Genomic DNA, 12,207 nt, shown 5'->3' with positions numbered 1-12,207 from the left:
AGCACATCCCAGCCCGCCAACCGGTGGTAACGCTACAAATCCGTCCGATCACATTGCGACATCACTGGCATGGACTCGCGAAACGCACTCTCAGACGATCGCATCCGTCCTGTGGGGCGTCGTGACGGACGTGTACCCGGTTAATATCGTCTAACGACCTATCGTTTGACGTATTACATAGGAGGCCGTGATGGCGCGCCGTGCCGATCCGCTGGGCTGGGGCAATCCGCCGCTGCTGATCCTGGGAAGCCTCGCCGAAGGGCCCAAGCACGGGTACGCGATCATCAAGGATGTCCAGGAGCAGGCGGGCATCACGCTCGGCCCGGGCACCCTGTATGCCGCCCTGTCCAGGCTCGAGGCTCAGGGCCTGGTCGAGGGGCTGCCGGGGGAGGAGCGGCGCCGCCCGTACCGGATCACTGCGGCAGGGGCGGCGGTGCTGGCCGAGCGTCTGGCCGAGATGTCGCGCTTCGCCACCATCGGACTGAGCCGGCTGTCCGCAGGCGTGGTCCGATGAGCAGCCTGGCGACGCGCGTCGTGCTGGCCTGCTATCCGCCGTGGTTCCGCGAGCGCTATGGGGAGGAGCTCGCGACGCTGGTCGAGGATCTGGGCGGCGGCCCCGGCGTGGTGGTGGATCTCGCGCTGGGCGCCGCACGGGCGTGGTTGCGTCCGGCTCTGGTGGGCGATGAGGAGGCGCGCGTCCGTCGGCGTTTGCAGGCGACGCTGGCCACGACGTGGGTGGCCTGGTGCGTGGGGATCTGGTCGGTGCCGCTGCTGGATCGGTTGCTGCTGGATCCGCCGTCGCCGGGGACGCCGCAGCCGGTGCGCACGCTGGTGGGGCTGTCCGGGTGGTTGGTGGTGGCGGGCTGCGTCGTGGCGGCGGCTGCCGCGGCGCTGCTGGCGCTGCGGGTGCTGGTGCCTACGCGCGATCGTCGCCTGCTGGCGCCGCTGTTGCCTGGCGGGGTCCTGATGGGCGTCGAGGTCGCGGGCGCGTTGCTGCTCGCGCAGCCACACCGGTTGTCGGCGGGCTTTGTGACGGGCGTCCTGGTGTGGGTGATCGGGTTGGGCGCGATGGCGCTCGCGGTCGCCGTGGGGCCGGTCGTCACCTTGTGGCGTGCCCAGCCGCCGGTCGTGGTGATGCGGCGGCCCGTGCTGCTGGCCGGGGTCGTGGCGGTCTTGCTCGGCGCGGTCGCGGTGGTGGACGGCATCGCGGCCACGATGGCCGACCGTACTTTGTTGACACTGGCAGGCGTCGCGGTCGGCGGGGTCGCGGCACTGTGCTCGACGTTGAGCGTCGCCCGGACATTCCGCCACTATTACGTTTGACGCTATACCGTTTCGCGTACTAGCGTGCGTGCGTGATGTTCCCCAGAGCCTTGCGGTGGTGCATGGTGTCCGCGGTGGCCTTCACCGCGTTCATCCTGCCGACCACGCAGTCCCGCGCGGTGCGCGCCTTCAGCCCATGGCAGGACGATCCCTATGACGTCGTGATCTCCTACACCGAACTCCTCGTCCCCGCCCTGGCGCTGGCCATCGCCATCCGTGCCTGGGTACGGCCCGCCTCCGGCGATCTGGTGCGGGGCACTCGGGCCCGGCCCGCCCCGTCGCATGCCGGTCTTGCTGGCGGCGCTGTACGGCGCGGCCGTGAGCGTCCCCGTCACCATCGCCTTCCGGGAGGGGATCGGCTCCCTGCTCGACTACCCGCTCAACACCCTGGGCGACATCAGCCGACTCACCGCCGTTCTGGCTGGCATCGTCGCGCTGGTCACCCTGCTGGTGCAGGCGTTCAGAACCCGCAGGCGCCTCATTTCCCAGATCTTGGTCGCGCTGCCGCTGGCGCTCGTCGTTCTGGTCGTCGGGTACCTCGGCGCGGTGAGCGTACGGCGGGTGCTGCCGCAGGACCTGCCCGAGCCGACCGGAGCGTACGGGGTGGGGCGGATGTTCCGGGAATGGATCGACACCAGCCGCACCGACCCCTTCGCACCAAGGATGGGCCTGCCGCGCGAACTGTCGGTGTGGATCTGGTACCCCGCGCAGCGCGACGTCGGCGGCCCGCGCGCCCCTTACACCCCGGGCCAGTGGGAACGGCAGCACATCCCGACCCCGCTGCCCGGGCTCGGCGAGGGCAGCTTCGCTGCGGTGCGCACCCGAGCGGTCGACGAGGCTGACGCGGCGCCAGGCCGCTTCCCGCTCATTGTCCTGATGCCGGGGATGGGACTCAACGCCCCGGTCTTCAGCACCCTGGCCCAAGACCTGGCCAGCCACGGCTACCTGGTGGCCAGCCTGACACCCACCTACAGCGCCAACGTCAGCGTCCTGCACGGGCGCGTCGTGACCAGCACGCCGTCCGGCAAACCCGACGATTTCGATGAGGCGCACGCCGTCCGACTGCTGGACGTCTGGACGGCCGACGCCCGATTCGTTGCCACCCGCGCCGCCGAACTCGACCGAGACCCTCGCCTGGCCGGGCACGTCGACATCGGCCATCCCCTCTACATCGGGCACTCCTTCGGCGGCGCCACCGCCTTCCAGGCCTGCCGCGATGACCTGTCCTGTGCGGGCGCGGTCGACCTGGACGGAGCCCTGCACGGCAGCGTCGTCCGCGACGGGCTCCGCGCGCCCGCCATGATCCTCGGCGGCGACAACTCCTGCGTCACCGGCATCTGCCAGGCGAGCGACGCCGACAACGTAACCATGCGCGACATGACTCGGAGCCTGGTCGCCGCTAGCACTGATTCGTTCTGGCGTTACGAGATCGCCGGCACCGGCCACTTCAACTTCACCGACTACGCCGTGATCTACCTGGCGGCGCCGATCCGCGCCGTGTTTCCCCTCGAGTCCATTGACGGGGCGCGCGGGCTGCGGATCCAGGACGACTATGTCATCCAGTTCGCCGACCAGGCGCTCCGGCGCCGCGCCTCACCGCTCCTGGCCGGCGCCCACCCCTACCCCGAGGTGCGCGCGCTCCGCTGATTCTTGATCCGTACGTTCCCGAGTTACGGCGCCTGCGCCTTGGCTAGGAAGGGTGTTGGTAAGAAATCCGCCGCGAGCCCTTGAGTTGATTAACGGCACCCGACTTGGCCAAGGGGCACAGCGTCGGCCGCTCTGCCATTCCTCATGTCATCCACCGCGCCGCACAAGATCCGGCGCGGCATTGTGGTGGGGGTTCATCTCGACGCGGTCGAGGAGGTGATCTGAGTCCTCGCTGGCCTCATTGACCGCGGTCAGGGTGAGAAGGAGCAGGGCCGCCATCACGGCGATGATCATTGGGCGTGATCGCGGGCGGGATTCCATCATTCGTCGCACGCGTTCGGGCACATCGAGCCGGTCGTAATGCAGATCAGCCGGATGGGCCGGAGTGTGTGCCTTGTGCCGTGCCAAGGCGGCGCGGGCAAGAGCCCGGGCAACGAGCCGCCGGTCGTTGACCGCATGTGCGGCCTGTTCATCAGCCCAGCGTTCGGTAGCGAAGTCCACGGCCGGGCCCAGTGGCCACAGAATCGGATTGAGCGCGCATGCTACGGCGGCGAGTGCTCGGTGAAGGTGGTGCCGGTGGCGGAGATGGGCTTGTTCGTGCGCGATCAGCGCTCGTTGTTCTTGTGCGGACAGGGCCCGAAGCATTCCGGTGGACACCACGATCCGTCCTCGCTTACGCGGGTAAGGGACCGTGAAGGCTTCGAGGCCGGTGTCGTCGACGATGACGAGTTCGCCCTGGCCGGCTTCGAGATTGCTGAGTGCTCTTCGGGCACGGAGCGATCGGCGTATGAGCGTGGTGACCGTTTCGATCAGCAGGCATAGGACGAGGATCAATGCGGTCAGGGCGATGACGGCGACCGAGTCGGGTACCGGGTTATGGATTTCCCAGGCTTGTGCGGACCATGGACCGATGGCGGCCACTGCGGGGATTTCCACGATGATGGTCCAGGCGAGTAGGGCAAGGGTGAGCGTGGTGCTCGCGGCTACGACGGTGCCCGCCACGACGAGGAGCCAGGTCGCCGTCGCCGGATGAAGCCGCCGGGCCAGCCACGGCGCGCCGGCTGCGAGTAGGACGGCGGAGAGCAGCGGCAGGTAGACGACGATACGCACGTTAGGTCTCGCTTTCGGAATGGGCCGCCTGCTGCAGCAGCTGCTGGAGGATGTTCTCGTCTTCGTCCGAGAGCTCCTCCACGAAGTGCGCCAGGACGCTTGCCTTGTTGCTACCCTCATCGAGCACTTTGCGCATCTGCAACGCGCGGCGGGCATCTTCGTCCCGGATGAAGGAGTAGGCGAACGCGCGGCCCTGCCGCACTCGCGTGAGTGATCCCTTCTCGTACAGCCTCGCTAGGACCGTCATCACGGTGGTGTAGGCGAGCGAATCATCGAGCAGCTCGGCGACCTCGGCTGGTGTGAGGGGATGGTCGCCGGCGGCCATGATCGCGAGGATTTGTGCCTCCAGTGCTCCGCGGTCGCGGCGCTTGGGGGATCGATCGGCCATAGCGAGCCTTTCTGCTGCAGGGTGTTCGGTTGCTGACTGTGATGGAAGGCACACTATGGGCTCACTTCCGCTCAAGGGGGCTCCACGCCGATGGTGGCGGGTTGTGGGCGACCGGCCGCTGCTGGCTTCGATGGCGCGTTGCTGGTGAAGCGTTGCGCGACTACTACATAACTGATAGTAGTTGAGCGAGTGCGGAGCGTTTCCGATTGCTGAGGGGCTCCGTTCCAAGTGGGGGCATTCGGGGGGATAAATGGTGATCGAAACGCCGGGGCAACGCATCATGCGAACCCTAAGGCGATATTCGCGAACAAGGATCGGGGCGCTGCGGGCGGCGCGGCACGTGGCCACGTGGAGAGTCGCGACGGCCGAGTACCGCAGTTGTGCGTCGCCGAGCGTATCCGCTACCAGAAACCGTCCGCAGGCATGACGGCAACGACGTCCACGCCGATGGATACGATCGGACAGCTGCAGAGCATACGTCCCGACTTGGTCGCCCCCTTCACCGCCGCGTTGACGGGGGCGCGGGTGGCCGTGCTGGGACGGCTGTGGGGGGCGCTTGCCCGTGAGCCGGTCCCGGCAATCGCCCAGCGGCGATGCGCCGGCGATGCGCTGGTGGTCACGCTGGCGGCCGGTGGCCGACTGGAGGGGTCGGCGGCGTGCGCCGAGCGGTTCGCCCAGGCGCCCACCGATTTCACGGTGATCGGTCCCCAGGGGCCAATCACCGATCCGGTGGCGCTGCTCGCGGCGCTTGGGATCGACACGACCGCCGTGCGGGTGCTCGCGGCCGAACTGGGCAACAGCGTGACCAATCTGGCTCTGGCGCGCGCTGCGGCCGGCGGCGAACCTCGCCTGATCCGCGACTCTGCCGATGCCGAGCAGTCGGTTATTGACGGTCACCCCCAGCACCCGTGCTGCCGCACGCGCACCGGACTGTCGGTGGCAGAGGTGCTGGCCTACGCACCCGAGCACCGTCCGATGGTCGATATGGCGCTGCTGGCCGTGCCCTCCCGGTGCTGGGTGGGCAGTGGCAGGTGGCCGCAGGAACTGCGCGACGGTGCGGGTGTGCTGGTGCCGGTGCATCCGTGGCAGCGTGACCACGTATTGCCGGGCCATCGGGACCTGGTGGTGGCCGAGGAGACGATCTCAGCTCGGCCGCTGCTGTCCCTGCGCACCCTGGCCCCGGTCGACGTTCTACCGGGCCGCCATGTCAAGACGGCTTTGGACGTGCAGGTCACCAACTATCGGCGCACCATCTCACCGGCCGAGGTGGCCGACGGGCCGGCCCTTTCCGATCTGGTCTGCGCGGTGGTGGATAAGGCCGGCTACGGCGACACCCTGCGAGTGCTGCGCGAACTGGGCGGCGGCTCGGTGCTCGTCGATGGCCGGCCCTCATCGAGCATCGCCGCGATGATCCGGGAATCCAGCGAACATCATCTGGAACCGGGGGAGATCGCGGTCCCGCTCACAGCGATCTACGCCACCGACGCCGTTCTGGTCACCGGCGATCCGGTGCGCTGGTTGATCGAGATGGCCGAACTGGTGCTGCCACCCGCGCTCACGCTCCTGGCGATGGGCGTCGCACTGGAGGCCCACGGCCAGAACACGCTGGTGGTGCTGCGTGACGGCCAGCCGGTCCGGGTGCTCTATCGCGACCTGGACGGCGTGCGCGTGAGCCCGGCACGTCTGGCCGCGCACGGCTTCCAGGTGCCGCACCTGGCGGGCAACCGGGCAGGCGACGACGTCGGTGCGCTGCGGACCAAGTTGTTCGGTGCTCTGCTGAGCGGAGTGTTCAGCGAGCTGGTCACCGTACTTGCCAGGGCCCGTGGTGCTGACCCTCACGTGTTGTGGGGCGCGATCGCCGCAGTGGCCCAGCGCGTCTGCGCCGACCTACCGGGAAACGGGGACGCCGCTTCCTTGTTCGGCGACACGCTGCCGCTGAAGGCCACCACCGCCATGCGGCTGGCCGCTACCCCCGGCGTGGCGCAGTGGACGCCCATCCCCAATCCACTGGCACGCACACGCTGACCCCGCGGCGCATCTCGATCGACTTCACTCACGCGCGGCGGCATCCTGGCCGGCCGCGACCGACAGGAGAGCTGCCATGACCACGACTACGACCGCGTCTACGACTATCGACGCATCAGCCGGCACCGTCACCGCGCACACGTTGCTCAATTGCCTGATCCGCGAGGTTTCGGCCCCTGAGCGCCAGGTCACGGTCGACGGAAGCCATCTGCTGTTGCGGTTGCCCCGCCGCGCCGTCTTGCTCCGCGCCGCCCTGCGCAGGGTGTCGCTGATCGGGGCACACCGCTTCACCGGCATTGTGGAACGTTACAACAACCCGCAGTGGACTCCGGTCGGCTGGCAGGAACTGGCCTGCTTGGTCCAGGACGAACTCGAGCTTCGTACGGGAGTGACCAATGAGGAGTTTCTCGCCCAGGTGACCGACAGCCACCACACGATCGACACCGTGCTGGCGCAGCGCACAATCTGGGCACCACCGCCGGATCCTTATCTGGAATCGGAGCAGGCACTGGTGTTCGGCCACCGCTTCCACCCCGCTCCCAAGGCCCGATCCACCGGGTCCTGGAACTGGCAGCGATACAGTCCCGAGACCGGTGCCAGCTTCCCCCTGCGTTACCTGGCCGTGCGCGCCGAACTGGCCCGCCAGGAGGGTGAGCTTGAGGAGCTCGACCGGCTCTGCCCGCGCCAGGCAGCGGGAATCTCCGTGCTGCCGGTCCACCCGTGGCAGTACGAGCAGATCTCCGGCCACCCGCTTTTCGGCGAGGCGCTGAAGCGAGGCGAACTGCGTGACCTCGGCTGCGGCGGGCCGAGCTTCTCACCCACCGCATCAGTGCGGACGCTGTACCAGCCCGCCGCCGACGTCTTCCTCAAATTCAGTCTCAACATCCGCCTGACCAACTGCGTGCGCAAGAACGCCGACTATGAGCTGTCCGGCGCGGTCGCGCTGAACCGGCTGCTGCTGCCCATCTTCACCGAGCTGTCCACACGCTTCCCCGGCTGCGCGCTGCTGGCCGAACCGGGATACCGCACTCTGGACCTCGACGGTCACCAGGAGATTCTGGAGAGTCTCGGGGTGATCGTACGCTCAGGCGTGCGCCGGCATCTGCGCCCGGGCGTGACACCGCTGCTGGCCGCCGCTATCGCCGATGAGTACCCCACCAGCACCGCGCACGTCTCCCACCTGTTGGCGCGAGGCAAAGGCGATGTCCTGGCCTGGTGGGACACCTACCTTCGGCTGCTGCTGCCACCGGTGCTGGCCGCCTACTTCGACCACGGCGTGGCCTTGGAACCGCATCTGCAGAACGTCATCGTAGGGGTAGATGCGGAGGGAACCCCCGCGCAGATCCTGTTGCGCGACCTGGAGGGCACCAAGCTCATACCCCGCCACCACCGCCACGCGCTGGAGCATCTGCCCGAGCAGGTCCGCGGGCCGCTCACCTATGACGCCGAACGCGGCTGGAACCGGGTCGCCTACTGCCTGCTGGTCAACCACGTCGGCGAGATGATCGCCGCGCTCGCCGACCTGGCACCCGAGCTGGAGCCGCCCCTGTGGGGGCTGCTGCGCGACCATCTGCAGGCCTACAGCTGCTCGGCCGGCGATCCGCCGCGGCTGCGGGCCCTGTTGTCGGGGGTTCCGTTGCCCGCCAAGGCCAACCTGCTGTTGCGCTGGGCCCGCCAAGCAGACCGGCATGCCACCTACATCCCGCTGCCCAGCCCCTTGGGCGAGGGTTTCCCCCGGGAGGCGACCCGATGAGGCAGCAACTGCTGGACCACCTGCGCGCTCTCGCGGAACAAGACCTCCCCGCCTACGTGTACGACCTGGCGGCGCTGCGCGAGCATACGCGAACGATCCGGGCCGCGCTGCCCGACACCGTCGAAATCTTCTACGCCGCCAAGGCCAACTCCGACCCCCGGCTCCTGGCCGTACTCCGCGATCACCTTGACGGGTTCGAGGTCGCCTCGGCCGGCGAGCTTGCCCATGTGCGCGCACTGTTCCCCGACATCCCCATCGCCTTCGGCGGGCCAGGCAAGACCGCCGTCGAGCTCGCCCGCGCCCTCGACGCCGACCTGCACCGGCTACACGTCGAAAGCGTCCACGAACTGCGCCTGCTGTCGTCGTTGCTGGGCCGACGCACCGTGGAGATACTCCTGCGGGTCAACCTTGCCCACCCCCTCGAGCCCGCCGCGCTGCTCATGGGCGGCGTGCCCAGCCCGTTCGGCATGGACCCCGCCGATCTGGAGGACTGCCTGCATCTGATCGCCGCGCAGCCGCAGATCCGTCTGCGCGGCCTGCACCTGCACCTGGCCAGCGGCCTGGAGGCCCCCTCCCAGCTCACTCTTGCCGACCACATCCTCTCCTGGGCCCGGCAGTGGGCAGCGACGCGGCGCCGGCCGCTAGCGGAGATCAACATTGGTGGCGGAATGGGGGTCGACTACCACCACCCCGACCGACTGTTCGACTGGCAAACCTTCGGCGCCGGCCTGGACAAAATCCAGGCTGAGCATCCCGGCACAAGGCTGCGCATCGAACCCGGCCGCTCAATCAGTGCCTACTGCGGCTACTACCTCACCCGGGTGCTGGACCTCAAACGCAGCCACGGCGAGGTGTTCGCCGTGGTCGCCGGCGGCACCCACCACCTGCGTACGCCGGCTGCCCGCCAGCACGACCAACCCTTCCACGTGATCCCCGACGACCACTGGCCCTGGCACTGGACACGCCCAGGCGCCGCCAACGAACCGGTGACACTGGTCGGACAGCTGTGCACACCCAAGGACGTCCTAGCCCGCCGAGTACCGGTCGAACGCCTGCACGTGGGAGACCTCCTCGCCTTCACCATGACGGGCGCCTACGCGTGGAACATCTCCCACCACGACTTTCTCATGCACCCGGCTCCCCGCTTTCACTACCTGGACGAGTCGGCAACACCGCACAGGTGTCCCCAGTGAGGACGACCTCCAGCCCTGCCCACCCCGATCCGGGCAGCCAGGCGGCCCGGCCAGGCCTCGGCTCGGCAATACGCGTCCTGCAAACCCGTCCCTTCCGCCGCTACCTGATCGGACAACTGGTCTCCAACATCGGCACCTGGATGCAACGCGCCGCCCAGGACCTGCTGATCCTCCAACTCACCGGCAACAGCGGCGCCAGCCTGGGCATCCTGACCGCGCTGCAGTTCCTGCCCCAGACCCTTTTCGGCCTGTACGGCGGGATCCTCGCCGACCGCTACCCCAAGCGCCGCCTGCTGCTCCTCACCCAGACCCTCATGTGCCTGCAATCACTACTGCTTGGAGTCCTGACCCTCACTGGCATGGTGAATGTATGGCAGCTCTATGCGCTGGCCTTCACACTTGGCACCGCCACCGCCCTGGACAGCCCCGCCCGCAACGCCTTCGTCACCGAAATGGTGGCCTGCGAGCAGGTACCCAGCGCGGTCAGCCTGACAGCCGCCCAGTACAACATCGCACGCACCCTCGGCCCCGCCGCGGCCGGAGTGGCCGTCGCCATAGCCGGCACCGGCATCGTCTTCCTCCTCAACGCCGCCTCCTACCTAGCTGTCCTCGCCGCTTTGATCACCATGCGTGCCAACCACCTGCACACGTCGACCCGCTCCAAGCGCAACAAGGGCACTCTCACCGACGCCCTCCGGCATGTGGGAGCCCGCCCCCGCTTGCTGTTGCCCATCACGCTCATCGGCCTGGTCGGCACGTTCGGGTTCAACTTCCAGGTGAGCATGGCACTCATGGCGACCACGGTGTTCCACTCCGGCGCCGCCGTTTTCGGCTACTTGTCTGCCGCCTATGCCGCCGGCAGCCTGCTCGGCGCGTTGTGCGGAGCGAGCCAGGGCACAGCGCCCACCGCGCGCAGGCTGATTGTGTCCACGATTGTCTTCGGGATACTGGAAGGCATAGCCGGCCTATCGCCCGGTTACCCCATCTTCATGGCCTTGCTGCTCTCGACCGGCCTTGCCGCGGTGACCGTCCTGACCACAGCCAACGCCATGATCCAGCTCAACGCCGACTCACGCATGCGCGGCCGCGTCACCTCCATCTACCTGCTGGTTCTGCTCGGCGGAAGCCCGATCGGCGCGCCGCTGGCCGGCCTGGTCTGCGACACCCTCGGAGCCCGATACATCCTCATACTGGGCGGCCTGATCTGCGCCCTGGGCGCGATCGCTCTCGCCGTGGCAATGAAGGCCCGCAGCCGCCGTCCGCGAACTCGAGTGGTGACCTGGTTAAATGGCGCTGCCATACGCCGACCCGCACCGGCAACCAGGCTTGACACCGATCGGCCGCATAAGCACCTCGGCGGGCCCAGACCCGCGAATGTCGCTATCTCCGCATCGTCGATCATCGGGACCGCCACCCGATCCTTGACAGTGCCACGCGGGTTACATCGGGGTAGGCGGGCCTGGCGTGCGGGGACGGGCAGGCCGAGGCCGCCAGGTAGTACAGCTGGCCGGCCATCCGCGCGAAGGCGGTCTTGCCGCCCTGGTTGGGGCCAGCGACGTGCGTCCGCACACCCGCCGAGTTCCCCGACCGGCCCGCCTGGGACCACGACGTACTCCGCGCCGTACAGCTCGATGAAGACCTCTCGCTGCTCGGCGAGCAGGCGGCGGGCGGTGGCGAGTTTTTCCGGATTGCGGAGAACCAGCGACCAGCCCGAGCGGAGTCCTCTATTTGGTCAGCGTGATCCCGATGGCGCTGCTCACGTGCTACGCCTACGAACGCACCGGCGTCGTGGGCGCGATGGTGGTTCACTTCGGCGTCAACGCGACAATGGCGCTGCTGAGTATCAATTCGCCCAAGACCCAAGCACTCATCATCGGAATCCAGGCCATTGTCGCGCTGGCTCTGATCGCTGGACAGCGATCGGCGCACAAATCCGTGGCTCACGCGACCTCTGGGTCAGAGCAGGCCATCACCGGCGCCGGCGTCAGGCGCTGACCTGAGGTCCACCGGCATGTCGGCCGCCCCCACCAAGAAGTCCTCGACTCCGCCTGCGGTCCCTACCTCAGCCACTGTCCCCGAAGGGCTTATGGGCGGGAACACTGAGAAAGCCTGGACACGCTGTCGGACTGGGCAGCCATCGGGAGCTGGGACAACGTCTGGCAGACTGGCGAAGTGCGCACTTCCCCGCGGACGTCGGCTTTCACCACCGGCGACGCCACCGAGATCCTGTAGCGCCCCCAGCGCAGATCGTCCCCGCCGGCCGGGAAGGGGTTGGCGCCGCCTGCATCCTCGACCGCCGAGGCGTCCCCCGTATTCGCCCCAGACATCTGCTGTCCGATGCCTTCGACCCGTCGGCGCCGAGCTGAGAATGAAAGAATGAAATGTCACGCTAAGCCGCCGCTGCCCGGCCGCTAAACGCGACTTTCGTTCAGATGCATTATCAAGCTCCCGAGACATCAGGGCCGGCGTCTCGGAGTCGTCCTCCTGCGTCCGCCGCGGTCCCATTTGCAGTCGTACTCGCCGGCACATTCACGCGCGGATGGTAACCAGGTAAAGATCAGTGTTCCGCCAACCGTGCGTTATCCCTCCGCTCGTCGTAGGTGTCAACGGCCATGAGGATCCCCAGGTAGGTGGACTTGGGTTCTCTCAGCTGGCGGCCATCAGAAATCCATGCTGATGGCCGGGGTGGTCCTGATGGGTGGTCAGGTCAACGGGGTGACGCCCTTGCCCGCCAGAGCCTCGGCGAGCCGGTGGGAATCGCCCTTGGT

At 68.1% G+C, this 12,207-nt stretch carries 9 protein-coding genes; 7 read left to right on the top strand and 2 right to left on the bottom strand.

The features are described 5' to 3' along the window. Window positions 1–190: 190 nt before the first annotated feature. The 3 genes from AB0J09_RS38805 (at window position 191) to AB0J09_RS38795 (ending at window position 2,970) form a co-directional block, all read left to right on the top strand. Window positions 191–514, top strand: coding sequence for a PadR family transcriptional regulator (locus AB0J09_RS38805; protein WP_360702325.1), 324 nt, complete (start codon window positions 191–193; stop codon window positions 512–514). Beyond that, window positions 511–1,323 (top strand): hypothetical protein, encoded by an 813-nt coding sequence (locus AB0J09_RS38800; protein WP_360702322.1) that lies wholly within the window; start codon window positions 511–513, stop codon window positions 1,321–1,323. The genes AB0J09_RS38805 and AB0J09_RS38800 overlap by 4 nt, the downstream gene beginning before the upstream one ends. Window positions 1,324–1,605: 282 nt before the next feature. Continuing rightward, window positions 1,606–2,970 (top strand): hypothetical protein, encoded by a 1,365-nt coding sequence (locus tag AB0J09_RS38795; RefSeq protein WP_360702320.1) that lies wholly within the window; start codon window positions 1,606–1,608, stop codon window positions 2,968–2,970. Window positions 2,971–3,117: 147 nt separating this feature from the next. Here the strand turns inward: AB0J09_RS38795 and AB0J09_RS38790 are convergent, their stop codons facing one another. Further along, window positions 3,118–4,080 (bottom strand): M48 family metalloprotease, encoded by a 963-nt coding sequence (locus AB0J09_RS38790; protein WP_360702318.1) that lies wholly within the window; start codon window positions 4,078–4,080, stop codon window positions 3,118–3,120. Between the two features lies 1 nt (window position 4,081). Next, entirely contained in the window at window positions 4,082–4,468 is a 387-nt protein-coding gene (locus AB0J09_RS38785; protein WP_360702315.1) for a BlaI/MecI/CopY family transcriptional regulator, read from the bottom strand. Window positions 4,469–4,846: 378 nt separating this feature from the next. Here AB0J09_RS38785 and AB0J09_RS38780 point away from each other — a divergent pair, with 378 nt between their 5' ends. The 4 genes from AB0J09_RS38780 to AB0J09_RS38765 all read left to right on the top strand — a co-directional run bounded on the left by AB0J09_RS38780 (window position 4,847) and on the right by AB0J09_RS38765 (window position 11,439). Beyond that, window positions 4,847–6,493, top strand: a complete 1,647-nt coding sequence (locus tag AB0J09_RS38780; RefSeq protein ID WP_360702313.1) for an IucA/IucC family protein — start codon at window positions 4,847–4,849, stop codon at window positions 6,491–6,493. Window positions 6,494–6,569: 76 nt separating this feature from the next. After that, window positions 6,570–8,246, top strand: a complete 1,677-nt coding sequence (locus tag AB0J09_RS38775) for an IucA/IucC family protein (protein WP_360702310.1) — start codon at window positions 6,570–6,572, stop codon at window positions 8,244–8,246. Beyond that, entirely contained in the window at window positions 8,243–9,439 is a 1,197-nt protein-coding gene (locus AB0J09_RS38770) for a type III PLP-dependent enzyme (protein WP_360702307.1), read from the top strand. The genes AB0J09_RS38775 and AB0J09_RS38770 overlap by 4 nt, the downstream gene beginning before the upstream one ends. After that, entirely contained in the window at window positions 9,436–11,439 is a 2,004-nt protein-coding gene (locus AB0J09_RS38765; protein ID WP_360702304.1) for an MFS transporter, read from the top strand. The genes AB0J09_RS38770 and AB0J09_RS38765 overlap by 4 nt, the downstream gene beginning before the upstream one ends. The last annotated feature ends 768 nt before the right edge of the window (window positions 11,440–12,207 follow it).

The organism is Nonomuraea sp. NPDC049784 (assembly GCF_040659615.1).
In the GTDB taxonomy this organism is placed as follows: domain Bacteria; phylum Actinomycetota; class Actinomycetes; order Streptosporangiales; family Streptosporangiaceae; genus Nonomuraea.
This window is presented reverse-complemented; position numbering and strand designations above follow the sequence as displayed.

Bases quoted from the DNA above. Each gene is read 5' to 3' on its own strand.
- AB0J09_RS38800 (WP_360702322.1), top strand. From the start codon at position 511: ATGAGCAGCCTGGCGACGCGCGTCGTGCTGGCCTGCTATCCGCCGTGG.
- AB0J09_RS38805 (WP_360702325.1), top strand. From the start codon at position 191: ATGGCGCGCCGTGCCGATCCGCTGGGCTGGGGCAATCCGCCGCTGCTG.
- AB0J09_RS38770 (WP_360702307.1), top strand. From the start codon at position 8,243: ATGAGGCAGCAACTGCTGGACCACCTGCGCGCTCTCGCGGAACAAGAC.
- AB0J09_RS38775 (WP_360702310.1), top strand. From the start codon at position 6,570: ATGACCACGACTACGACCGCGTCTACGACTATCGACGCATCAGCCGGC.
- AB0J09_RS38785 (WP_360702315.1), bottom strand. From the start codon at position 4,468: ATGGCCGATCGATCCCCCAAGCGCCGCGACCGCGGAGCACTGGAGGCA.
- AB0J09_RS38795 (WP_360702320.1), top strand. From the start codon at position 1,606: ATGCCGGTCTTGCTGGCGGCGCTGTACGGCGCGGCCGTGAGCGTCCCC.